The 26126-nt window shown below is 39.2% G+C and carries 17 protein-coding genes, 1 tRNA gene and 1 pseudogene; 3 read left to right on the forward strand and 16 right to left on the reverse strand.

Annotated features, from left to right (window positions below; all coding sequences use genetic code 11):
- Nucleotides 1-149 precede the first annotated feature (149 nt).
- The 4 genes from ACOT8F_RS14815 to ACOT8F_RS14830 form a co-directional block, all read right to left on the reverse strand.
- Nucleotides 150-3038, reverse strand: a complete 2889-nt coding sequence (locus ACOT8F_RS14815; RefSeq protein ID WP_421652699.1) for a hypothetical protein — start codon at nt 3036-3038, stop codon at nt 150-152.
- Between the two features lie 573 nt (nt 3039-3611).
- Nucleotides 3612-4811 (reverse strand): ROK family protein, encoded by a 1200-nt coding sequence (locus ACOT8F_RS14820; RefSeq protein WP_421652700.1) that lies wholly within the window; start codon nt 4809-4811, stop codon nt 3612-3614.
- A 666-nt stretch (nt 4812-5477) separates the two neighbouring features.
- Nucleotides 5478-6830, reverse strand: coding sequence for an APC family permease (locus ACOT8F_RS14825; protein ID WP_421652701.1), 1353 nt, complete (start codon nt 6828-6830; stop codon nt 5478-5480).
- A complete protein-coding gene (locus ACOT8F_RS14830; protein WP_421652702.1) occupies nt 6823-7749 on the reverse strand; it encodes an acetamidase/formamidase family protein in 927 nt (308 codons plus the stop codon). The genes ACOT8F_RS14825 and ACOT8F_RS14830 overlap by 8 nt, the downstream gene beginning before the upstream one ends.
- Before the next feature lie 284 nt (nt 7750-8033).
- Here ACOT8F_RS14830 and ACOT8F_RS14835 point away from each other — a divergent pair, with 284 nt between their 5' ends.
- Together ACOT8F_RS14835 and ACOT8F_RS14840 are read left to right on the forward strand one after the other, a co-directional pair.
- The gene (locus tag ACOT8F_RS14835) at nt 8034-8255 is read left to right on the forward strand and encodes a hypothetical protein (protein WP_421652703.1); all 222 of its coding nucleotides are present in this window, start codon (nt 8034-8036) and stop codon (nt 8253-8255) included.
- A 1085-nt stretch (nt 8256-9340) separates the two neighbouring features.
- Nucleotides 9341-9601, forward strand: a complete 261-nt coding sequence (locus ACOT8F_RS14840; protein ID WP_421652704.1) for a YhjD family protein — start codon at nt 9341-9343, stop codon at nt 9599-9601.
- A 378-nt stretch (nt 9602-9979) separates the two neighbouring features.
- Here ACOT8F_RS14840 and ACOT8F_RS14845 read toward each other — a convergent pair whose 3' ends face one another.
- A complete protein-coding gene (locus tag ACOT8F_RS14845; protein WP_421652705.1) occupies nt 9980-10516 on the reverse strand; it encodes a 3D domain-containing protein in 537 nt (178 codons plus the stop codon).
- Between the two features lie 1155 nt (nt 10517-11671).
- Here ACOT8F_RS14845 and ACOT8F_RS14850 point away from each other — a divergent pair.
- A complete protein-coding gene (locus ACOT8F_RS14850; RefSeq protein ID WP_421652706.1) occupies nt 11672-12583 on the forward strand; it encodes a DMT family transporter in 912 nt (303 codons plus the stop codon).
- 566 nt (nt 12584-13149) lie between these two features.
- Here ACOT8F_RS14850 and pstB (ACOT8F_RS14855) read toward each other — a convergent pair.
- The 11 genes and pseudogenes from pstB (ACOT8F_RS14855) to ACOT8F_RS14905 form a co-directional block, all read right to left on the reverse strand.
- A pseudogene (gene pstB / locus ACOT8F_RS14855) lies at nt 13150-13959 on the reverse strand (phosphate ABC transporter ATP-binding protein PstB).
- 33 nt (nt 13960-13992) lie between these two features.
- A complete protein-coding gene (locus ACOT8F_RS14860) occupies nt 13993-15768 on the reverse strand; it encodes a methyl-accepting chemotaxis protein (RefSeq protein ID WP_421652707.1) in 1776 nt (591 codons plus the stop codon).
- Nucleotides 15769-16253: 485 nt separating this feature from the next.
- Complete coding sequence (gene pstB, locus ACOT8F_RS14865; RefSeq protein ID WP_421652730.1) at nt 16254-16991, reverse strand: phosphate ABC transporter ATP-binding protein PstB; 738 nt, start codon at nt 16989-16991, stop codon at nt 16254-16256.
- Nucleotides 16992-17041: 50 nt separating this feature from the next.
- Complete coding sequence (gene pstB, locus ACOT8F_RS14870) at nt 17042-17779, reverse strand: phosphate ABC transporter ATP-binding protein PstB (protein WP_421652731.1); 738 nt, start codon at nt 17777-17779, stop codon at nt 17042-17044.
- 104 nt (nt 17780-17883) lie between these two features.
- Nucleotides 17884-18771 carry a phosphate ABC transporter permease PstA gene (pstA, locus tag ACOT8F_RS14875; protein WP_421652708.1) on the reverse strand — a complete coding sequence of 296 codons (888 nt, stop codon included), beginning with the start codon at nt 18769-18771 and terminating at the stop codon, nt 17884-17886.
- The gene (gene pstC, locus ACOT8F_RS14880) at nt 18771-19691 is read right to left on the reverse strand and encodes a phosphate ABC transporter permease subunit PstC (protein WP_421652709.1); all 921 of its coding nucleotides are present in this window, start codon (nt 19689-19691) and stop codon (nt 18771-18773) included. Before pstC ends, pstA begins: the two co-directional genes overlap by 1 nt.
- 82 nt (nt 19692-19773) lie before the next feature.
- The gene (locus ACOT8F_RS14885; RefSeq protein ID WP_421652710.1) at nt 19774-20694 is read right to left on the reverse strand and encodes a phosphate ABC transporter substrate-binding protein; all 921 of its coding nucleotides are present in this window, start codon (nt 20692-20694) and stop codon (nt 19774-19776) included.
- A gap of 190 nt (nt 20695-20884) precedes the next feature.
- Nucleotides 20885-23032: a peptidoglycan D,D-transpeptidase FtsI family protein gene (locus ACOT8F_RS14890; protein ID WP_421652711.1), complete on the reverse strand. Its 2148-nt coding sequence runs from the start codon at nt 23030-23032 to the stop codon at nt 20885-20887.
- Nucleotides 23033-23276: 244 nt separating this feature from the next.
- The gene (locus tag ACOT8F_RS14895; RefSeq protein ID WP_421652712.1) at nt 23277-24569 is read right to left on the reverse strand and encodes an MFS transporter; all 1293 of its coding nucleotides are present in this window, start codon (nt 24567-24569) and stop codon (nt 23277-23279) included.
- 385 nt (nt 24570-24954) lie between these two features.
- Nucleotides 24955-25563, reverse strand: a complete 609-nt coding sequence (sodA, locus tag ACOT8F_RS14900) for a superoxide dismutase SodA (RefSeq protein WP_421652713.1) — start codon at nt 25561-25563, stop codon at nt 24955-24957.
- Between the two features lie 435 nt (nt 25564-25998).
- Nucleotides 25999-26072: transfer RNA gene (locus ACOT8F_RS14905), tRNA-Ile, on the reverse strand.
- Nucleotides 26073-26126 lie beyond the last annotated feature (54 nt).

Consider the following 26126-nt stretch of genomic DNA (forward strand, 5'->3'; position numbering starts at 1 on the left):
CGCGACTCAGCCTTACTAATGAAAAACATTAGACTAGCAAACCATTTTCTTGGGATAGAAATGGTTTTTAAATGGGGTGAAGAAAGACGGATAATTGGTAAAAAGCTGGATAGCCCCTTTAAGACTATTCAGCTTTTTCTTTGAAGAGGTTACTTCGATTCTTCACGTATTAATTGAACATCATCCATTGTCAGTGTACCACCCGCTTGCGAATTGGCAATATTCCCAATTTTCAATACGTCACCTTTAGAAACATTTATATGAGAAATAGTAACTTTTTTCATTTTTTCAGATGCAGGTACCTCTACTATTTGCTTATCTTTGCCATTTTGGACATAAAGGTAAGCATCATCAAAATTGCCGTTTCGTTTAACATTAGCCCTTAACGTATAGATGCCTCCTTTTGGAACAACATATTGCCAGAGATCAGAGTGAAACGGATTAGCGTCGGTACCTCCGATTTGCACAGCTCCATTGACAATAGATTGATTCACCATGTTGCTGCGGCTCCAGTTATCGAACCCTTTATTGAAATCACCATTTTGCAGAGTCCCTGGTGTGTTGTCAACCTGTGCATTTCTTAATGTTATGGAGTCAAGATTAAAGCTGCCGGAAGCATCATGTACCGTTACCAGGTTCGTTCCTTCCTTAAGCTTAACTTTTTCATTTGCTTCTTTCCATTTACCTTTGGTTGCATTCAATGAAATCGGTGTTGAATAAGTGCATTCCCCACTTTTCACATCTCTAACATGAAGAGCTGCTTTACTAGCTTCATCCGCAGAATAGTTTAATTTCAAGTGATAAACTCCTGCTTCTGAGGTACTGATTGCATAAGTCACACTCTGCCCTGATTTATTCACTTTTAGATAGCCGAATCCATTATAACCTTTCGTCTCCTTTGCAAATTGAACCCCTCTAGAATAAGAAGCAACTTCTGCTTCAAAGGTTTTATCCGTGTTTGCCGGTACGATTTTATACACAACACTGTCATGCGGTGCGAGTGTTACTTTACTAGACGACTGGATACCTAAATCCTTATGCGCCCATAAGTCGCGAACTTCACCTTTTTCAATCCCCAGTTCATCTTTAAAATTAAAATCAAACGTTTGGCTCGCATCCTGGCGGTTAAATAATCCGACAACCCATGATCCGTCTGGCAATTGCCCTGCCCATCGCTGGCTGTCGCGGCTGCCATTAGACTGTTCATAAGGAACAGCACTTTCATAAATAGGCTTCCCGACCAGACCCATTTTGTTGAATTCAATCAACTCGGTGTTTTGATAGTACTTGTAGTCGTTTCCAATCGTATCCGGGCGGTCGGAAATCGCAAGCGGTGATCCTGCCAGTGTGTAGAGAGACATGGTTGTCTTCTTCTCGTTTTCTGCATAATCTCCTGAGTACGTATTCAGTCGGAGGAAATCACCATCTAACATCATGTTTGAACGGCCGGAGATATCAGAGAAGCCAGTAAACCCCTGGAAGGCGTTTGCCCATTGTGACCAAGCAGGCTGCCAGCTCTGGCGTCTGCCGCTTATATGATCCCATCCCCCTTGGAACGTATCCTCATCGATTCGAATCATATCTCCATATTTCTGTTCAAGCTCTCCATGATTCGAGAGGTTTGGCATCACCAGACTTAAGGTTATGTGATTTTCCCTGGCTGCCTCAGACATCCACTTTAAGGCTGTTTCATAATCCATTTCATGTGCCTGCCCTACTGTTCCTAAATTCGGATCTTTTCCAGTTTCATACCACGAAAGGAAATCAACCCGCAGAAAATCTGCCCCTTGGTCTGCGAAGTATTTAACGTATCCTTTTATATATTGTTCAGCACCGGGATAATCAACATTAAGCCAATAAAGAGAGGCTGCATTCGGGCTTCCCCCGCTGAAACGGTCACCATCATTCGGATCATTCGGATTACCTTGATCAATCATGTCCGTAACGTATATAGGCCCTCCTGGATTATGTTCCGTCCCTTGGACAATATATTTATCTGGGTGTTTCACAACCTCTGGACTGACCCATAGCGGGTTGTAATAAACACCAAATTTCATCCCTTTTTCGTGAATGTAGTTCCCCCAGTACTTCCAAGTGTGACCTTCGGGATATTTTTCAGATGGATATTGGAACGGCTCATTATCTTGACTAGGCTTTTCACCCGTTTTATAAAGCTCGACATCATCCAGCTGGAACGAGCTATCCTTCGCTTTGGCGTCCACGTTAAACTCAATGGTTAGCCTCCCGTTTGTCACCTCTGCATGAACTTCAAAAAGTCCATAGATCGGCTTTCCAGATGCATCGGTCAAACCGTCTTTTAATTCGACTGTTTGTTCAGGCGCTGCCTCCACATCTTTTCCATCCGCAAAATCTTTCAGCTTCATGTTGGCCGTACTTGTGCCATTAATAAAATCATTCACATCACCATTCGGAAATTTCACCCGTGCTGTCACCGTATAATTTCCGTTTCCAAGTCCTGTTACGGTTTGAGATACTTTTGCAGTATGGGGATCATTGCCATACACCCACAATTTTGAACCTTCATAGGCATCGTTTGAATCAACACCGTAGTAGGCATTCGTTTCAACATTCCACCCATTCAGGCCATCTTCAAAATCACCATTCTGCAGCTGGCCGGTAATAGGTTTAGAGCCTAAAGGATTCGTCATCCAATTATTATTATGACTCACTACATAGCCATTTTTATTTAGTAAAGAGGCTCCTTCAATCCATCCATCTGTACTAATCATGTCGTAGCCGTATGGCTTAAAATTTTGCGCCATCCAATCAATATCTTTCTTATATTCATCCTCATGCATATAGGAATTATTTGTGAACTGATACTCATAGGTTGAAAAATACATCGGACCTGCTCCTTGCCTGGTATATTCCGTATCTTGAGCTGAAGCCGATCCTGTCATTATGGTGGTAAAAGTTATTGTCGAAAGGACAGTAAAAGGAGCAATCTTGGTTAATAAACTCATACCTAGTAATTTATTCTTATTAAACTTTCGGGTATTTGAGAATCTGTTCATCATGATATCCCCTTTTAAAATATGGTATTTGTGAACCTAAATAATGAGTAAACCACTTCTTCCTTCTTTCATTTAGCAAATGCCGTAACTCCGGCTAGCCAAGCTTTATCCTTTATCATGGGTAAAACCAATTTTTGAATAACATCGATCTGATACCGCTTTCATTTTATTTTACGATCCTGGTAAAATACTAAACTTGATTAGCGATACAGCACAAGCGGGCGATTTTTCTTCAGGAAGGGTTCCTCCGTTTTCCTAAGTTTTAATCGTATTCAATTAATTCATTAACCTCACCCCCACCAAGTGTACTTTTAATCGTACATTCTCTGTGAAAGAAGTACTTGGGCCTAAATATAATTAAAACCAAGTTGATTAAAGGGAAATCGGCTGCATTTATCGCTTCAGCCAAAAGAAGTATTGGGGAATGCTGGCTGGCGAATTTGTTCAAATCCTTTGACAAAAATCAGGCTAGATAGGATAGAAAATGGTCCATAAAATATTTCTTGTTATACAGGGGATAAGTCTGGATTTATCAACTGACGATTCAAAAAAGAACTTTTGCCTGTCATTCTGCATTTATTCATAGATTGGCAGCTGAAATAAATGAGTGATAGCAAGGAGTGCACCTCCGACTAACCAAGCTTCATCATTTAATCGAGATTTAACAATTTTTGTTTGATGTCCCATTTTTGAAAAAAAGTTGTTTTGAGCAATTTTTTGAACTTTTTCCATAAATAATTTTTCATATTTTATCCCTTCACCAGCCATCACAATCTTCTCTGGATTTAAGGTATTAATGAGATTATGAATCCCATGGCCTAAATAAGCAGCCATTCCGTCAATTAATTGTAAAGCAAGCTCATCTCCTTTATCCGCTTGCTCAGACACTTCTTCAAATTGAAAATTCTTTAAGCTTGTATTGGGATAATGAAAAAGAAGCTCTTCTCCCTTATTTTCAAAATAAAATTCAGAAGCATACATTTCTAAACAGCCCTGTTGTCCACAGTGGCACGGGTAACCACCTACTTCAATCGTTGTATGGCCAAATTCACCAGCCCCTCCTATAGAGCCGTAATGAATTTTATTTTCCATTACAACAGAAAGTCCTAAACCGGAACCGACAGATATCAAAGCAAAACTATCACTTTCTTGTCCCTCTCCTTTAGAAAGCTCTGCTAGTGCGTATCCGTTAATATTTTTGTCTACCATAACCGGAATATCGGTGAACCTTTCTTTTAACATTTGAGCAATGGGGACATTATTCCACCCTAAAAGAGATGATCGAATGATGATCCCTTTATGGCGATTGACAAGTCCGGATGATAATAGACCAATTCCTTTAAGATCAGACAAATTCTTCTGATTTTTATCAAAAATCATTTTAATGTTTTTTTCGAGAATATCCACGACAACCTCTGGTGCTGTATGTTTTTTGAATGCTATTCTTATTTCATCAATTATTTCAGCATCCATGTTCGTCAACCCAATGAGAAGACGTTTTTCTTCAATTTTTATACTGATAGCCAACCCAAAGTTTTTGTTAAATTCAATAAGCCTTGCTCTTCTCCCGCCTGTTGAAGAGGATTCACCTACTTCAAAAACAAGCCCTAGTTTCGTTAAATCGTCAATTATATAAGTAAGTGTCGACATTCCTAATTCACTTAATCTAGCAATTTCGACACGGCTTATAGGATGTCTCTCACGGATAATTTTCAACACTTTAAAACGATTAATATCTTTTATTAATTCTTTACTTCCATTTCTTATTGTGTTCATACTTTTTCCCTCGATTTCAGCCTATATAGCCACATACTTTCTTCAATGAACGAAGTATGTTTTTATTTTAATGGAAATACCAACCAACCGCAATAATTATTACAAATATTATAAACATTCAATCTATTATCCTGCTCACGATGGATACGGATTGACCTTCCAGTACAGCACTAAACATAACTAGACATAAATGCCATCCAGATAAATCTTTTGGAGTATGATCACTGAGGGTAGGGATATATTCTTTAATACTAATAAACAACCATTATCTTTAGGAGATAACTCGAATCGAACTTAACCTTCTCCCCATTCATACTGCAAGTAAGATTGTTCTTCGAAATCTAAGATCGAAATATCGAAAGAGTTACCTGTCCCGTCATTCATATTGAACTTAATTGTTCAGCCTTTTCGAAGGTCTACAGCTTCTAAGTTTGGCTTCTATTTTTGCAATTTATCATTCTGTGTTAATGTAGCCTAAACCTTTTCAGCTGAATGATTTAGTGGTCGATTATATGCTTCATGTTTTTAACTTTTATGGGGGCTGGATTCCCCGTTAAGCCACCTTCCTGAGAAAAAGGAACAATAACTTATAGACTTCTTTTTTTGTGTTAACACAAAAAAGGAGAAGGGGTTAACCCCTTCTCTCAGCCTGCAGCCATAACCTGCTTACATCGTTTCCTCAAACGAGACGTCCTTCTTCGTTCCTTTTAAAATAAAGAAATATACCACACCGATTGCAATCCATGATAGTCCGAGAGCAATAGAAGCAGCGTCAAGACTGTAAACAACATAGGCTATGACAAGGAACCCGATTCCAGGCAGGACAAGATGAGCTATATAATTGGTTGATTTTTTCTTAATGATAAAGTGGTAAATAACTGACACGTGCAGCAATAAAAACGCTGTGAGCGCCCCAAAATTTACGAGGGATGTTAATGCTGAAGTTTGTCCCATAAAAACAAGACCGATGATAATTGAAATAATACCAACAAAGATAGTACTGAAATAAGGTGTTTTAAATTTAGGATGCACCTTGGCAAGAACCTTCGGAAGATTTCCGTCTCTTCCCATACTGTAAAGAATTCTTGAGATAGCAGCCTGAGCAGCAAGTGCGTTAGCGAGACCCCAGGAGATGGCGGTTGCAATGATGCAAAGGTTTTTTAGCCAGACGCCCCCTGCGAGTTCTGCCACTTGATAAAATGCGACGTCAAGGTTCTGAAATTTGCTGTAATCCGGCCAGATCAATGCAGCGATCCAAGTTTGGACAATGAACAGTGCCCCAACGAGAAGCAGGGAATAGACAGCCGCTTTTCCAACTGTGTCTTTCCCGCCTTTTGTTTCCTCAGCGAGCGTGCTGATTCCATCAAATCCAAGGAAGCTTAAGACAGCTAGGGACACAGCCCCCATAACAAGCGAAAAGCTGAAGCTGCTCGAATCATAAATCGGCTTAAAGGTAAAACCTGAGCCAATTCCTTTATTAATTGCGATAATGCCGATTACAATAAAAAGAAGCAGAACAATCAGTTCAAAGCCAAGAATAATCAAATTGGCTTTGGCTGTGAATTCAACACCGAGAACATTGATCACCGAGTTGATAGCAATAAAGAGAATAAGCCAAATCCAAGTGGGCACGGCAGGAAGCAAAGAGCCAAGCGCGTTGGCAGAAACGATATATAATAAGGAAGGAATAAGAATGTAATCCAGCAGGACAGCCCATCCGGCAATAAAGCCGACAGTCGGATGAATGCCTCTTTGCGCATAGGAGTAAACAGAGCCTGCAATCGGGAAGGCTTTTGACATCTGGGCGTAGCTGAGGGCTGTGAAAATCATGCCGACCATCCCGATTAAATAAGCCAGGGCGACCATTCCTTTTGAACTGCCGGCAACATAGCCGTAAATGCCGAACGGAGCAATCGGCACCATAAATATCATGCCATATACGACAAGGTCCCTTAAGGAAAGGGACCTTTTCAATTCCTGCTTATAGCCAAATTCAGAAACGGACATCTTTTTAGACATGCTCCTTTTCTCCTCTCAAAAGAGAATCCAGGCTGAATTTTTGTTCTACGTACCGAAGTGGCAATTCAACGCGCGCTGTTTTATTCGGATCAACCACCTGGCAAATTTTCAGATCACCTGCTAAAGACAGGAGGAAGATGGCTTCGTCCCGATCTAAACCTGTCTCGGCATCCAAAAAGTCTACCATGTTTAATACAGCCTGATTGGCTGCATCATCAAGCTTTTCTTTGGAAGCAATCGTCATGACATGCGTTTCATTTACAATCATCGGTACCGGGAGCTTCTTTTCTTTAATTACATCAATTTTGACGAGCACTTCACCGGCTACTTCCACGCCGCAGACAGCTGCTTCGCCGTCAGCCATGGCCGCATGAAGGTCACCAAGTGCAAACAATGCTCCAGGAACATTGACTGGCAGCAGAAGTACAGCACCTTCTTTAATTTCCTTGCAGTCCATGTTGCCGCCGTGAGCATTGGGAGTGCCGCAGGATACCTCCCCATTTTCAGGAGCTGTTCCAATTACGCCGATCATTTTATTAACAGGAATTTGAAGAGAGCTGCTAAGCATGGCATTCTCGTCCAGAATCGGAATCATCCGGATGGAATTCTTTTTCAGTTCTCCTCCAAGAATTCCTAAATCGGGACCTGTCACCATAACTCCCTGTTTTTTAATTGTTATTTTTTCAATTTTTACGGCCAAGAGATCTCCAGGTTCTGCTCCTTCAATATAAACTGGCCCTGTTGCAGGGTTAATCTTGTTCCAGTCAAGTGAATCAAAAGGTGTGTCAGCAGAGGTTATTTGGTCCTCAAAGCAATCACATGTTTCAAATAAAACAGCTGTACCAGGGCTGACCCTCAGCACCGGTTCATTTTTGGCGCTCATAGCATAAATTAAATGTTCTTTTGATACTCTCTCCATTTCAGCCACCCCTTAAGTTCGTCTTATCTTTCCCTATGTTACAAAGACAGATAACCCATCTATATTATTAGAATATATTATTTTTCTGAAAATTTCCAACTTTATAAAACTCGACGCTTGAAGCAACCTCCTTTGGAGCGAAGCGTAACATGCGCCCAGAATCCTTGCGGCAGACGGTTGCTTTCTGATCAGTCCGTAGTGCTGCCGCCAAAGATGGTCTTTGATGTTTGGAACGAATTTATTAAATGATAAAATTTCTATAAGAACTTGTTGAGGGGAAACCTATGAAACTGCTAAAAAAGTACAAACTAAAGGAAGAACTGTTGCGAATTGGATCGACTCACCAGGCAGATTATGATTTATTGAAGTCTAAAGATTTTCTATCCAGCAGTGCAATCATAAGACGGGAAAAGAAAACTTGGTGGAAAGCCTGCAAGGACACTTTTGCCGAAAGACGAATTGCTAACTTCCCTAAAAGAAGAATTCCAAAGAATCGGAAGCTATAAAAAAGATGTGTATCGCGAAAAGAGAATTGTTTCCGCATCCAGTGGTCCTTATTGAATATCTAGGTTTAACGTGGCTAGAAATAGCTGAAAAATGCGGTTGCAAGGATCCAAGAATACCAACAAAAGATGATGCAACAACTGAAGAGTCAATTGAAGAATATCAAGCTTTATGCAGATCTAAGGGCAGCTACAATGAAGGAAATAAACCTTGCCTCACAATATACGCACGATATTTACAGGCAGCTCTTCGGAACAATAGTGGAACTATTATAGGAATCATCTATAAAATCTCCCCCTCTATTCAAAAGATAGATTGTTATATTTGCCCCACTCACTCCTACAGTTGGATCGGTACTTACTTTTACATTTTTATAGCTGTTGCGCTGAAGAATCTTGTAAATACCCCTCCTGTCATGCTATAAGTTGAAGAAAATGATCCAGAAGCAAGTGCACCAGCAGCTGACAATAATATTCCAATGGCAATTCTACAGGAACAAGTTTCTTTCCTAAAACAGAATGGATTATTATGGAAATGTAGGATGCTTGCTATGTAACTCCTAATTCTACGGCTGGCTATCAGTTATGGTTAAGAAATTTTACTGGTCTTCCTATGAGTAGACATATTACAGTTAATTATTAAGGAGGATTAAACTTGACTATAGGGCATTTATACGACTTGAAAATGTCTGCACTTCTTATTTTAATAACAATCGGATGTACAGCAATCCTTTTCTTCAACATTTTAATAAGAAAACAAAAAGATGTTTTGCATAACCTTCTTGTATGTTCTCTAATAATATATATTATCTGTTTGATTAAATTTATCTATTTCCCACTATCCATTTTTAAAGAAACCCATGCATTTAACGAGAAGAAGTACCCTGCTAGTAAAAAAACACTGATTCACTCATGAAAGCAGCTCCATTCGAGAAAAACTTAAGCAGAAGCAGTAGCCTCCGCCATCATGAACCATTATGGATATATTGCATGATGAAACAGATTGCAAAACAAATCTACGATTTCCTTTTATTCTTTAACAGATGTCAGACACTTATAGATAAGGAACTTGAAAGGATGGAAGCATCATGAAAGCTCCAATTCCTGTAGCGGAAGAGGACCTTATTTATGAATATATCTATCTTGTCTACCTCATTACAGAGCTGGAAGAGAATCGCCTAAGCTTCGAGAGGCTGCCATTTAAAATTCCCGAGCCTTATGTGGCCATGATTGATGGGATCCTTAAAGCCCTTCGCCTGGAAGCAAGGGAGATGAAAAAGGAAATGAGGAATTTGAAAATCAAGGTTTTGGAGGAACCGCAAGGCGATGAAATCTTCTTTGATTATTAATACTTCGCCCATGGATATGAGGGTAGTTTTCGCACTGTACCTGTTGTGTTTACAGGGGATAAATGGAGCAAATGTTGGATGTTAGAAGGCAAACCCCCTACCATACGTCTTTGCCCCGCCTGGAACTGATAATAAGAGAAAAATCGGTGAAAAAGTCGATATCGAGCAGCTTATCTTTATAGAGGGCCCTAGTGGATATAAGGAAGTCACTCTGACTGAGTTTCAGCCGATGCCACCAGTGGTCCTCGATCAAATCTTCCCTGGCCTAGCATTTGGGCAGAACTGGAGGTCTGCTTCGACATACAGCTCAATAAAGACATCGTGATACGCAGTTTCCAGTGGCCACCATTAAGCAAAAAAATAAGAGACCGAAGTCTCTTATTTAACAACTTTTATTTCAATTGTTCGTCTTCCATATGACAAAGCATCTGAACGATTCGGCATAAAGATGTCGATTCTTTTTCCATTAATTGCTCCGCCAGTATCTCCAGCAACAGCATGTCCATAACCCGGTACATAGACTTTCGATCCAAGAGGAATGACAGCTGGATCAACAGCAATTACTTTTTGATTTGGATTGTTACGCAAATCAATTCCTGTCCGAGTTATTCCAGAACAACCAGCACAAGAAGCCGTGTAAGCAGAAGATTCAACAGTGATTGTTTTTGAATCTTTTTCTTCTTTTTTCACTGGACCTTTTACTGATTTTGTTCCAGGTAATCTTAGTTCTTGACCAACGTAAATCAAATCAATATCTTTGATTTGTGGGTTAGCCTTTGACAATTCTTGCAAGGTAAGATTGCTTTCCTTTGCAATATTTCCCATTGTGTCCCCACTTTGTACTTCATAAGCAAAAGCAGGAGTGGCAATTAGCATCGATAGTCCTAATGCAGTCGTAGCGATTAGTTTTCTCATAAGGGTTTCGCACGCTCCTATATGTATTTGAGCCATTGTATCTATCTGGCTATATCAACATTTTATAGTACGTAAGTTAGAATTAGGTTACGGTTAGATTACAATAATAAAACAAAGTAGGAGATCCTGCTTCCTTCTCAGTTACTAAAGATTTGTCAGATTCAAGCATTATATACTTCGTTCTTATCATCACTAATTTGGTTTAAGGAAGAATGTCTGAAGGATATTCCATAATGGTCATTCTTGCTTTCCTGGACGCATTTAATTTCAACAATCTTTCCTGCTATAGAAGATGGATTTTAACAGAAATCAACTTTCCATTTTTCTTTAAGTACATCTAACCGTTAACAAGTTCCCATAAGCGGCAGTAATACTTCCGTACCAAATTGAAGCATTCCTTTGCCCCAGCTTCAGTATCTTTGATAACTTGCACACGTTCCCGCTACAACTAAATCCCTCCCTTTTGGCGTTCGGGATCAACTCACGTAACTCTAATGGTTCGCATATCCCAACGCCCATAACTGGCTTTCACCGTTAAGTTGATGAAAATGCCTGGCACACAATTAAAAAAGACCATGGTTATCACGGTCCTTAGTTTATCTATTTTTCTACAGAAGGAATTATTAAAATCCCATTTAAGGTTAGATTTGCCCCGCTGTACGGCATGATTCACTTGATTCTTTTGTTTCCCGTATAACAGTTAATCCATTAATTAAAATCGTAAACTTTGATGCACTGGATTTAAAGTATCTGGGAAAGTGGACAATCACGTAGATATCGAATACAAATTTATACGTTATGACACCATTTGTTTAGCAAAATTAAAAAGCCGATTTCCAAGTTTGAAAATAGACTTTAATGATTTTATTCAACTAAAGTACCCTTCTTTTAGGTAATAATGAAAAGAATACATGTTCCCCTAATACATGTTCCTCTGCTACAAAAGATGGTCGGAAAACTTATTAAACACGGTCTTTCTAAAGCTGAAATCATGGAAATAACAAGTTTTTCATCCGACAAAACTAGGACTTAGTTATTAGAACAAAAATATTATCAACTATCTTTTGTCTATTTAAACGAGGACAGAGCATTTAACTTGTTTTATTTAATTTTAGGCGTATCATTATTAGGTACGTATGTCAAGGAGGCACAACTATGAAACAACTTTCGCGAACACATACAGTCTTACTGCTTACATTTCTTGTGATTGTGTGGGGTGTCAATTGGCCATTATCCAAGATAGCACTTAGCTATACACCACCATTATTATTTGCCGGAATCAGAACAATTTTGGGCGGCCTTATTTTACTTATTTTTGCACTTCCAAGATATAAGAGCCTTCGTTTTAAAGAAACATGGCATTTTTACTTAATTTCTGCTTTTTTTAACATCATCCTTTTTTACGGTCTTCAAACGGTAGGTCTTGGTTATGCACCAGCAGGTTTATTTTCGGCCATTGTTTTCATTGAGCCAGTGTTACTTGGGATTTTTTGTTGGATTTGGCTTGGAGAATCCATGTATAGATTAAAAATGATTGGATTAATCCTTGGCTTCGCAGGTGTTGCGATTATAAGCGCAAGCGGATTTACTGGTGATATTTCCGTAATTGGTATTATTCTAGCTCTTGGCTCTGCATTAGGCTGGGGATTAGGCACGGTTTATGTTAAAAAGACAGGTGAACGTGTTGATTCGATTTGGATGGTTACCATACAGCTTATTATGGGGGGACTTTTCTTATTAAGTGCAGGCTCCAGTTTTGAGAGTTGGTCAAATATCCAGTGGGAAATGCCATTTATAGTAAACTTATTATTCATCTCTACTTTTGTAATTGCCTTTGGCTGGCTGGCCTTTTTTACACTCGTCGGTTCAGGCGAAGCAAGCAAGGTCGGATCATTCACTTTCCTGATCCCGCTAATCGCAATCCTTTGCAGTTCTTTCTTGTTACATGAAAATATTACCCTAAATTTAGTAGTAGGTCTGTTATTTATCGTAATTAGTATATTGTTTGTAAACATTAAGCTAAAATCAGTGACGGCCGACTCAGGTGTTTATAATAAAAATGTTTAACTGATTATAAATGTTTGTTTTCTAACCGTCTTCATAATTGCTTTATTTTTTAACCCACCTCTGGCAAGATCAGCCGGCGAAATTTCTCTCAAATTCGAACAATCCGACAATGTGGTTATACACGACAACACCGATCCAGAAGTGATCTTTTTCCAATACGATTTTCAAGGGTCAGTAACAATGTCGAAGAAGCCCTTTACCTTATCATTCATTATAGTGTTGAGGGATCGTGACGGTAAGATAGTGCACTTGAAAGACTATCTCAATCCTCTTGCATACTCCGAAGCACTGAGTTATCTCAAACGAGTGAAAAGTAAAAATAGGGGAAAAGCGTCACATAGAAGGAGAAACTGTAGCACCGTTCGCATCTTTTATTACTAAAGCACTTCAACAGCTGAAGAAATAGCCGCATTCAGTGGTTCAGAAAAAGTAAACCGCCCATAAAAAAAAACTTAACCCATATGTATCAAGTGTTAAAGGCGCTTACTTCGAGATTTAATTTTTCAGGTAAGGTTTAATAAAAGAACCGTGCTGAATGAATCGCACGGTTCTTTCGCTTGTTATATTTAACCGAAACGGCCTGTAATATAGTCTTCTGTTCTTTTGTCTGAAGGGCTTGAGAATATCTGATTCGTATCTGAAAACTCAACAACTTCGCCATTTAAAAAGAAAGCTGTTTTGTCAGAAATTCTTGCTGCCTGCTACATGTTATGGGTTACGATAATGATACTGTAGTTTTTCTTTAGTTCCTGCACCAGCTCTTCAATTTTCAAAGTGGAGATTGGGTCAAGAGCAGAAGTTGGCTCATCCATTAAAATGACATCAGGTTCGATCGCAAGACAGCGTGCAATGCAGAGTCGCTGCTGCTGTCCTCCTGAAAGCCCATGGGCGTTTTCCTTAAGACGATCCTTTACTTCATCCCAAATAGCCGCTTGCCTCAAGCTTTTTTCAACGATCCTGTCAATTTCCTTTTTATCGCGGATCCCATGAATTCTTGGACCATAGGCAACATTCTCATATATAGATTTTGGATATGGGTTTGCTTTTTGAAAAACCATTCCTACTTGTGTACGCAGCTCCTCAACACGATACATATTGTCGAAAATGTTCGTGCCTCTGTATAGGATTTTTCCAGTTGTCTTAACCGTAGGTATTAATTCCACCATCCTGTTTAACGTTTTAATATAAGTGGATTTACCGCATCCTGATGGCCCGATTATGGCGGTTACTTCATTTTCATATACGTCCAGATTAATATCCTTTAAAGCTTGGTCTTTTCCATACCATAGGTTTAAAGCTTCTGTTTTATAAACAATATTCTTAAATCCGCTTTCTGTTTCTTGCGTCTTTTCCAATACATGTGAAATAATTTCCATCTATATATCCCCCTAAAAATATAAAAGACTGCGTTAGGCTTCCTGCTTCATTTCTTCGACTGTAAAGTGAGAAACCTGATTTGACAGCTTGCTTGCATTGGTTTGCAGAAGTTTAATTCTCTCAAGCATTTGCCCCATTTCCTGATCCTGTGTTTGGATGGAAACCGAGGTCTGGAGGGATCCTGATGAAAACTCCTGTGATACCGCAGCAATATTCTGAAACCATGACATAATGGTCTCACTCTTCCGTTGAATATTATTCAAAATAGTGCTGGTCCCTGCAACATTCTCCACCATTCCATTTATCTCGCGATTAATTTCACTAAACTTGTCTTCTGTTAATTTGAATAGATCTGAGCCTTTTTGAACTTCCTGATACCCTTTTTTTAGGGATTCGTTTACTTTTAGGGAATTGTTTTTTATTCCATCCGTTATTTGTGTTATTTCTATTACGGAATTTCCTACTTGGCTCGCGAGCTTTCGTACCTCATCTGCAACCACTGCAAATCCTCTGCCTGCGTTACCAGCACGAGCCGCCTCAATGGCAGCGTTCAATGCCAGCAGATTTGTTTGTTCTGCAATGGACTGTATGACTTCTACAAGCTTCGATATTTTGCTGATATCCATACCAAGATGCTTTACTTGTTCATAAGAATTTTTAATTTCGTAATACATATCATTCATCTGTTTAATTGATATTTGCATAGCGTTGTTGCCTTCAAGAGTCATCCTGTTAACTGCTTTTGAAGAGGAATCCAGTACTGTGCCCATTTCTGCTGCTGTTTGAATATCGTGACTAAAATGTTCAAACGATTCTAGTGCAGTACTTATATAAGAAGCCTGCTCTTCTGTACTCTCGGATAGCCTGTTCATTGTAACCGCAACTTCATTGCTCGTTTTCAGTATTTCATTTGAGGATTCTAGAAGCTTTTGAGATTGTCCGTTAACATCTTTTGAAACAGTGATGATCTGAGCTACAATTTCTCTAAGATTTGCGGAAACATGGTTAACAGCGTGTATTAGCTGTCCTATTTCATCTTTTCCTTTGTAATCGATCGGTTCAGAGCTTAATTGGCCTGAAGCCACTTCTTTTGCAACATATGCCGCCTGCCGAAGCTTCGTTTTTATCGCTCTAATTACAAAATATAAAATGGTTCCAGCTATCAGAGATGAAAAAATAATGGAGGCAACAAGTGTCATAATGGAAAAAATAACTCCGCTTTTCACAGCAGCCTGTGAATCATCACTTTCTTGAATAACAACCTTCTTTGCCTTATCCAGAAGCAGAAGATTTTGATCTCGAAGCTTAGAGATGGTTGCTCTGTCTCTCGTATAAATATCTTCGTCAAGCCGGACCACTGCAGGAGCTACAGAAGATATGAATAATCTGTCTATTTTCAGATTGTTCGTTTTAAGCTGGTTAAGTGTAGCGGTGATTTGATTGCTTTGCGTTTCATTTTGATCCAGTTCATCAAAAAGATCATTCAGCTCACTTCTGCTTTTTCTGTAATCTCTTATATCCTGATCTTTTTGAAATGTTATGTAATCAGCTATATGGATATCTTTAGCGCGGATAAGTGATCCCATTTGCGTTATTAAGATTGCCCGTTCGCTTTTAGTTTTCATAATATTTGTATCATTCAGGACGTTATTGAGTAAGAAAACTACGATAATGGTTGAAATAATAAAGAGACCGATCGTTAAACCAAAAGTCATTCGGATTTTTTTGCTAAAAGAAAATTGCTCCCATTTGGCTGATAAACCGGATAAAGGATGACTGTATTTTTTGTTTCTTAGTTGTTTCAACATGCTGCCCTCCAAATCAGATTAAAAACCTTAAATACCACATCCATATAATAATGCAGGGTAGGCCTCTTGTCTTAATAATTGGAGAAACTTAACAAGAAATTTACAATAAAATTATATCTAAATACCCAACACCCTTCCTTTTCATTCCATTGTAAAAGAAACTTATTTTTTCCATGGCTCAATTTTTACACCTTGTTGATAGGAGCGGGTGCTGAGACTCCTGCTTAGAAAAGCGTGTCAAGGGAAACCCAGGAGGCTCTAAGGTAAAACCGCTAAGCTTTTAGTGCCTGCTTGCTGCAATCAACAGCCAAGTTTAACAGAGCTTTTTCCATAAAAAAACTCCCTTCTTTTTCAAGAAAGGGAGTTTTTAATATTGGCTGTTATCGATTCGTGGCATCTTTTCTTTGGATTCGCAGTTGTATTTTTGTTTAGAAATAATTTATTTCGATGAAAAACAAAAAAGTTTAAGAAAAGAACGTTAATATTTATCCGAACCTGCCTGAAATATAATCTTCCGTGCGCTTATCTGCAGGCTTTGAAAAGATCACATCTGTTTCATTTATTTCAATCAGCTCTCCCATTAGGAAGAAGGCTGTTTTATCAGAAACACGCGCTGCTTGCTGCATGTTGTGTGTAACCATAACGATTGTGTATTTTTTCTTCAGTTCAAGAACCAATTCCTCAATCTTAAGTGTTGAAATTGGATCGAGAGCTGAAGTAGGTTCATCCATCAACAGTACATTCGGAGTTGTAGCTAAAGCTCTTGCGATGCAAAGGCGCTGCTGCTGGCCTCCAGACAAACCCATTGCACTTGACTGAAGACGGTCCTTTACTTCATCCCACAATGCAACATCTTTTAAAGACTTTTCAACAAGCTCATCCAGCTTCTTTTTATTTTTAATCCCATGAATTCTAGGACCGTAAGCTACATTGTCATAAATAGATTGCGGAAACGGATTACCTTTCTGGAAAACCATTCCTACGTTCTTTCTTAGTTCCACGAGATCCATTTTAGAATTTAAAATGTTTTTTCCCTGATAATTGATTTCACCTGACATGCGGACACCTGGCACCATGTTAATCATCAGGTTTAAAGTTTTAATGTAAGTGGATTTACCGCACCCTGAAGGGCCGATGATCGCCGTAATCTCATTATTTAGAATGGAGAAATTAATGTTTTTAAGAGCATGGTTTTCTCCATACCATAGATTCAGGTCTTTCATTTGAAAAATTTCTTTTGTCGTAACAGCGGTCGTCACTAGTGTACTCCCCCTTATCCAAATCTTCCTGTGATGTATTCTTCTGTGCGTTTTTCTTTAGGATTTGTAAAAATATTTTCTGTGTTGTCGTACTCGACCAGGTCGCCATTCAGGAAAAAGGCTGTTTTGTCAGAGATCCGGGAAGCCTGCTGCATGTTATGAGTAACAATAACAATAGAAAACTCTTTTTTCAGATCAATAATTAAGTCTTCTATTTTGCTGTTTGAGATTGGATCCAAAGCGGAAGCAGGTTCATCCAGCAAAAGGACAGTCGGTTTCATTGCGATCGTTCTGGCAATGCAAAGACGCTGCTGCTGACCACCTGAAAGTGAAAGGGCAGAGGTGTGCAGTCTGTCTTTTACTTCAGTCCAAAGAGCAGCTCTTGTCAGGCTCTCTTCAACGATATCATCCAATACGGATTTTTTTCGCAAACCGTTAAATCTGAGAGCATGCGTAATGTTGTTATAGATAGATTTCGGGAAAGGATTCGGCTTTTGGAACACCATTCCGATTTCTTTGCGAAGTGCGACAACATTTATATTCTTGTCAAGGATGTTCAGACCCTCATACATAATAGCTCCTTCAGCACGGGAGCCGGGAATAAGATCATTCATCCGGTTAATGCTTCTAAGGAAAGTGGATTTTCCGCACCCGGATGGGCCGATTAGCGCTGTAACAGCATTCTCACCAATATCAAATGAGATATGATTAACAGCTCGTTTTTCCCCATAATAAATACTTAAATCTTTCACTTCAAGAACAGCAGGCTTATTCGCCGACTCGTCTCTTTTGTCTTTATTTTCTTTTAGTGCTTCTGCTTGTGGTAATTGAGCCAATTGAAATCACCCCGACCTTCTTATTTTGTAGCTGTCAGCTTTTTATGAATGGCACTGCCGAGCAAACGGGCCAGCAGATTAAAGATTAATACACATATAACAAGTACAGCTGAAGCTCCACTCTGTATTACTGGGGCATCCGGAACAAGACTTTGTGTATTAATCGCCCATATATGAACTGAAAGAGTTTCTGCAGGTCTCATGAAATTCAATGGAGAATTATGTGCGAACGGATTCCAATTCGAATAGTCAAGTCTTGTTGTAACTTGCCCTGCTGTAAATAATAGGGCAGCTGCTTCTCCAAATACACGGCCTGCGGCTAAAATGGCTCCTGTAATAATAGATGGAATAGCAGCAGGTATTAAAACTGTTTTAACTGTATGCCATTTTGTGACTCCTAGAGCGAGACTTGCTTGTTTTTGATCAGATGGGACAGAACGCAGGGCATCCTCTGTAACACGAACCATAACGGGTAAGTTGAAAATGGTTATAGCAAGTGCTCCCCCTAGTATAGAATATCCCCACCCTGTAAGCTGAACAAACATTAGCAAGCCAAACAATCCAATAACAATAGAAGGAAGTGAAGCCAGAACCTCAATACATGTTCTAATAAAATCTGTCAGCTTGCTTGGACGGGCATACTCTGCCATATAAATGCCGCCGCCTACGCCAAGAGGAATCGTAATAATCATGGTTAGAATCAGGATGTAAAAGGAATTAAAAAGCTGATCTCTGATTCCCCCGCCTTCCATTATATTGCTTGAGGGACTTGTCAGAAAATCAAGTGAAATATTTTGTACTCCATTAAATAGTATATATCCAAGTAAACTAACCAAAACGGCAACGATAATAACCGCAATGGCAACAAATACCCCTGTAGCTATTCGATCGGAAACTTTACTGTTCATTAAATCTTCCTCCTAGACGACAGGTAACGAATAAACAAAATAAAAATGAACGACATAATAAGAAGGACTAATCCCATTGACCAGATCACATTATTATCAACACTTCCGGTTGTCGTATTCCCCATATTTTGTGTAATGATCGTAGTCAAAGTTGCTGATGGATCAGTCAGGAGTTTTGGAATGCTAGTTACATTTCCAATGACCATCTGCACTGCCAGCGCCTCACCAAATGCACGTGCCATACCAAGAACAATGGCTGTCAGCAGTGTAGGAGTCGCAGCGGGAATCAATACCTTTCTGATGGTTTGCCATCTTGTGGCCCCCAGTGCGAAACTTCCCTCTTTTAAGCTTTTTGGCAGAGAAGCCATTGCGTCTGCTGCAATAGAAGTTATAGTTGGAAGAATCATAATTGATAATACGATCATACCAGCCAAAAGGCTAAAGCCTTGTGTATTTTCAAAGTTCTTTCTTATAAAAGGAACTAATACTGTAAGCCCTATGAATCCGTAAACAACGGAAGGAATACCTACCAATAATTCGACTACAGGCTGCAGAATTTTTTTGCCCCAGGAAGGAGCTATTTCTGTCATAAAAATTGCAGCGCCGATACCTAACGGCCCTGCAATAAGTGCTGACAGCACTGTCACTGCAAACGACCCGAATATAAATGGAAGCACTCCGTATGATTTATCTCCGAGACTCCAGTTTCTGCTGGTTAAGAACTCAATTGGGCTTACACCATTAATAAAAAATGATTGTAACCCCTTTACCCCAAGGAAAATTGTAATGGCAACAGTCGCTGCAATCATGATAAGCGCTGCTGCTGTTACAAGAATTCTGCCGCGTACTTCATCCGATCTTCTATTCTCTCTACTGTAAATTAATCTTTCTTTAGCTGACTGCTGCAGCTTTTTTTCCATTAAGTACCACTCCCAATAACATCATAATAGGGTAAATGTCTTTCGACACTTACCCTATTTTTGATTGTAGCATTACCTAGAATTACTTGTTAGTAACTTTTCCAGTTGCGTCACGTTCAACCTTCATTTTTGTTACAGCAATGTAACCTTGTTTAGGAAGAACTTCGTTTTGAACTGCATCAGTCATCATGTAATCAAGGAATGCTTTCGCAACGCCTTTAGCTTCGCCTTTTGTATAAACGTGCTCATAAGCCCATACAGGGAATTTACCAGAAGTAACGTTTCCTTCGTCAGCTTTAACACCATCGATAGAAAGTTGAGTTACTTTGTCATCAGTGAAGTAAGAAGTTGCAAGGTAACCGATTGCTCCGTCTGTTTCAGAGATGATCTTTTTAACTGTATTTGATGAGTCCTCAGTGATGCCTTCTGCTGGTTTTTCACCATCAAGAGCAAATTTATCAAATGTTGCACGAGTACCGGAAGATTCAGGACGGTTTACAAGAGTGATCTTCATGTCTTTTCCGCCAACTTCTTTCCAGTTCTTAACTTTTCCAGTGAAAACTTTTTTAAGATTGTCTTTAGAAATATCAGTAATGCCAGCCTTAGGGTTTACTGCAGCTGTCATAGCTACTACAGCAACTTTATGGTCAGTCAATTCTTTTGCAGGAATACCATCTTTTTCTTCAGCGAATACGTCAGAGTTACCCATATCAACAGCACCTTGTGCAACTTGGGAAAGACCTGTACCAGAACCGCCGCCTTGAACTTGAATTTCAGCTTTAGTATTGTCATTCATGAATTGCTCAGCAACAGCTTGTGCTAGTGGCTGCAATGCAGTTGAACCGGAAGCTGTAGCTGTACCAGAAACTTCTGCTGTTTTTGGAGCTTTTTTAGCGTCTCCGCCAGTGCTTTTCTTGTCATCTCCAGAGTTACCACAAGCAGCTGCAAAAACAAGAATAGCTGCCATAACTAAAAATAGTGCTAAACTTTTAGCTTTCTTCATTTGCTTTATTCCCCCTAAAATTTTAAAAATCGGTGTTTTGTCCTACGTATTAAAGAATAACGGCTTACTGTTAACCAAACATTAATCAAATGTTAAGCTTTTGTAAATTCATGATACTTTGTGTCGATATTTGTTATAAAAAAATCCCTAATTTATAGAGTGCTTATATTTTAGACACGAAACTAGTCTTTTATTCATCTCCCCTGCTTAAAACTTTTTTCACGATTTTTTGCTTGTTTTTCTCTTCTGTATTCTCTTTGGCCTGTTTCTTTTTTAATTCAAAATATTTGTCCATGATTCTTTTCCCAATCAATTCATTTATTGGATGGCTGTTCTTTTGTTTTTCATATGCCCACGGAACAACAACCGAAAAAGCAATCTCAGGTTTTTTTGCCGGTGCATAGCCAACAAGCGTTAAATTGTAAACAGGCGTTAAAAACTTGCTCTTATCTGGTCCATCATAAAAAGCCTGTGCCGTTCCTGTTTTTCCTGCAGGCTGATAATCTGCTCCCATAAAATAAGGATAAGCTGTACCTCCCTTTTTCTGCATAACCTCGCGGAACCCTTCCTGCACACGGGATATATTTTCAGCCTTCATATCCAGCCTGTTCAGAACGCTTGGCGGTTCTGATTTTATCACAGAACCCAGTCCTGTTTTAGGATCCGGTTCCCTCACTTCTTTTACTAATTGCGGCTTCATTCTGTAGCCTCCGTTTCCAATGGTTGAAACATATTGTGCCATTTGAAGGGGCGTGTATGTATCAAACTGGCCAATGGCTAAATCAAGAAGAAGACCGGATGTCGCTATTTTACCCTTATATCCTTTTGCTTCATTTGGAAGATCAATTCCTGTTGGCACACCAAGTCCAAACTTGCTGAAATTATTTCGAAAAGTTGAAAATGCTTCTTTTTTTAATGGAAGAGGCTTATGTTTTTGATAGTTGCCCTGCCCTATCTTTATAGCGGTTTTAAACATATAGACATTTGATGATCTTTTTAATGCTTCAAGATCATTTACTGTTCCCATGTTTTCGTGGGATTTTTTTGGAGGAGAACCTTTGATGTAAAGCGGCTCGTCCACTTGTACTGTACCCGGCTTAATCGCGCCTGATTTATAACCTGTCAGAACAGTTGCTCCTTTAACTGCAGAACCCATCGTATAGGAAGATGTCATTGCGCCTAGTGCGTTATCATTGATCTTCTGCTTTCCGTCTTTTCCTTTCACAATCTGCTTGCCGGCCATAGAAAGGACTTCTCCATTCTGCGGGTTCATCATAACCACAAAGGCCCGGTCGAGCAGCTCTGTCCCTCTCTTTCTTTTCGCACGCTGCAATTCTTCAGTTATAATTTTTTCAACTTCGTGCTGAAGCTGCATATCCACTGTCATAACAAGGTCTTTTCCGCTTTTTCCTTCTTTTGAAATGATGGTATTAAGTATTCTTCCATTTTTATCAGTCACATTTCTCCCTATTGCCTTTTGGCCTTGAAGGTATTTTTCATATTGGTACTCCAGATAGCTTGTACCAACACGGTCATTTCTTCCGTAACCTTGTGAAAGATAATAATCCTTCTTTTCCTTAGGCAGGCCTTGACTGGAAGAGGTCGTATTGCCAAGCAGCGTTCTCAGCATGCCCTTATACGGATAGGTTCTTTCCCAGTCAGACGTTACATCAACTCCAGGCATTTGACTGAGGTGTTCGCTTACATATGCAAACTCCTCAGGTGTAACTCCTATATTTTTTATGATCTGAGGTGTATTTGAATAACCATTATCCATATCCCGCTTAATCGCAGCTATTTCCAGCTCATTTTTGTTAATCCCTGCGAGATCTTTTTTCGTTACACGGGACGTTTGCAGTTCATAAAGCTTCGCATTGCTTATAGTACCATCGTCTGCTTTTTTTCTGTCTTTAGAAGTAATTTTCTTTTTTGCTTCCTTTGGTCTTGTTAATATCCAATAATCCTTGAGATCACGTTCTGTTAGCTTAGAGGTGTCTTTTTTAATCATGTGCGATAGCTGCTGTGAAATTCTAAGGCGTTCTTGCTGGGTCGCTTCCTCTGATCGTGTATATGTAATGGCATTTAACGGTTTATTATCCACTACCGGATTATAATTCCGATCGAAGATTTTCCCTCTCGGTACTGTGGTGCTGATTTTGACTTCCTGTTTTTTCTGAACTGCTTTTTCATAGGATGTTCCGTTAATTATTTGAAGGATGCCAAGCCGGAGGATTACTGCTGTAAAAACCAAAAATATCAGCAGAAACAGCAAATTCAGACGGATAGGCAAACCTTTTTGAACCTTTTTCTGATTTTGTTCTTTTTCCCTCTTACTCATTCTATTCCACCCTTGCTTAAGTAATAGTTGAAAGCGCAGGCGTTTGCCTCCACTAATGAGAAAAAATAGAAGGCCTCAAGGAGGCTGTTTATACTGAGCTGCACAGCTATATTAAAAGAAATTTCCCGAAGCTTGTCCCTTTTATGCCAAAGAAAGAAAAGAACACCATCAATAGGTGTCCTCTTTTTATTGTATGGCTTCAATTGGTCTTTATCTACCTATTCGTTTTTTTGTCATCTAATTGTTATGTTCCATTTTCCCCGTCGAGAAGATTTGACTCTGTAACTGTATTAGGCCTGTTATCTTTTTCTATTGCTTCTTCGCTTTCAGGCAGAAAAATCCCTCTTACACAAAAATAGATCAGCGAATGTCCTGCTCCAACTATTGCGAGAAGAACGGGCAAACTGTATTTTTGGTTAAACAATGAAACAGCTGCTATAAACAATAGTAATGATACAATCCGGCCAGAGTTGAGATAAAGCTCCCTTACGACGATATACTCAATTCTTGCTTCAGCTGCATTCCACGCCCGCCCTATAACATCATAGGTAAGGGATACATACGGAACAAGCAGAAGAGGATAGGCTACAGCAATACAAACAGCATATAAAAGAAGATTTGGGAAGCTCATCTTCATCATAATAATGAAGAGGGAAAAATAGAGAATGATTCCGCCTATCAAAATTGCCCTTTTCCTCATATTTTTTTTAATTAATCTTGAGGCGAAATAATAGGCTATAAAAGCCACAGCGGAATTGACAAGACCGAATGTTCCGAGGGCTAATTCACTTCCCGACGTTATATAGACAAAGATTCCTATAACAAACGCAAACGTTCCTTCTCTCAGTCCCTGAAAAAAATGAGCATACGTAATTAGCCGCCAGTTTTTATCCCGTTTTCTTTCTGCGAGAACTTTTTTGACAACATACATACCATGTGCAGGCCTTCTATTTAGGGCCATGCTTAGAAAGACAGCTGCAACAAATAGCAATAAAGAAATAGTGAAAATGACATTATAGCCGGTATTATTAATGAAGCGGGAAATAACAGCACCCGCAACAATCGGGCCAATAATACCTGCTGAAGAAGTCAGGATACCGAGAAAACCGTTAAAAAAATCTCTCGTTTCCGGTTCCGTAATTTCAAAAGTCAAAACGTTAAAAGCAAGCCAATAAAATCCGTACCCGATTCCAAGCAATGCACCAAGCAGGAATAGAAACTCATTGGCTTGCTGGCCAATACTGAGAACACATATGTAAAACACAGATAAAAACAGAACTCCCAGCCTAAGTACAATAACTCTGTCAATTTTTTTAGCGAGCCACCCTGCAAGTATAAATGTAAGCGGCTGAAAGATAACTACAGCCAGATTGTAAATGCCCAAATCCTTAAAGTCACCCGTTTGTTTCCATAAGTATACGTTGACAAACGTATTGGATAACGAGATCCCAAGAGAATACAACCCACCGATTACTAATAGGAAAACAAGCTCTCGATTGACTTCAATTTCACCGATTACCTTTTGAAACTTTGTCATAAAAAAACTCCCTTTCTCTAGAGGTTAGTTTTCCTTGAGAAAAGGGAGATATGTATACAAAACGTGTTTTAATGAAAGATAAATGCATCACAAATTTGCATAAATCATTGATTTTTCATATTACGGCGGTCTGAGTGAAGTGCGAAAAACTTTGAGAATTAGTCTGCAAATTATTCCTTTCACATAAAAAGGCGGTTTTCGCAGAGATTATTGTTTTTCGTAAAATCCTTTTATCACGCATTTAAACTTTAATCAGGGCATCTTTTATCAAAGTTTTTGCCATACCAATAGTTTCGAGGACTTAAATATAGTCTCATGAGCAACAAAGTATAAGAAAAGAGCCTATAAAAAAGAGGAGCAAAAATCGCTCCTCTTTTATCATTCATTATTTTGCTTGAGAATAACGTTTTGAAACCTCATCCCAATTTACAACATTCCAGAATGCTGAAATGTAATCAGGACGGCGGTTTTGGTAGTTAAGGTAATATGCATGCTCCCAAACATCCAAGCCAACGATTGGTGTTTTACCTTCCATTAAAGGAGAATCCTGGTTAGGAGTGCTTGTGATTTCCAACTCGCCGTTGTTTACAACAAGCCAAGCCCAGCCGGAACCGAAACGGCCTTTAGCAGCATCTGCAAATTTTTCTTTAAATTGATCTAAGCTGCCAAATTTGCTGCTGATGGCATCTGCTAATTCACCAGTCGGCTCTCCTCCGCCATCTTTAGAAAGAATTTGCCAGAAAAAGCTGTGGTTAGCATGTCCGCCGCCGTTGTTGCGAACCGCAGTGCGAATGTCTTCAGGAACAGTGTTAAGATCCGCTACTAATTCTTCTACACTCTTGTTTTGAAGATCATCATGACCTTCTAAAGCACCATTTAAGTTTGTTACATACGTGTTATGGTGTTTTGTGTGGTGAATATTCATTGTTTCTTTGTCAATATGAGGTTCTAATGCATCATATGCGTACGGCAGTTCTGGAAGTTGATAAGCCATTTTAATCTCCTCCTATTAATATGTATTTGTGTAAAAATGATAAACGGCTGTTCATCATTCGTCCATTCTCAGATTACCAAAATTGGACGGACGTTTCAAAGAATATGCCTTAAAAAAGATAACGTTATCATCCCCTGATACCGCCTTCCTATTCATATATACAATTTTAACTCACATTTTGTTTTTTCATCATTCGTCATTTCCATAGGCTCTTTTCTTAAACTTTGTTGTTTTTTCATCCATTTAAGTGAATAGCAAATTTTAAGAAAAGATGCCACGAAGCGAATCTTATTCGTGGTCTAAGACTATACGAATAGCAACAATCTTTGCGAAAACAGCCTTTCCATAAATCAATCAGCAAACAAAAAGAACAGGCTATGCTATAGCCTGTTCTTTTGAAAAGCTGCATGCGGTTTTAATTCTGCAAATGAATTATGGACCCTGCAGGATTCGAACCTGCGACCGGACGGTTATGAGCCGTCTGCTCTAACCAGCTGAGCTAAGGGTCCTAAAGTCAGCAAGCTACTATATAAACGGTACCATTCACTCAAATTGCCTGTCAA

Origin of the sequence: Chryseobacillus diguaensis (assembly GCF_049220665.1) — a bacterium.
Classification (GTDB): Bacteria; Bacillota; Bacilli; order Bacillales; family Bacillaceae; genus Metabacillus_B.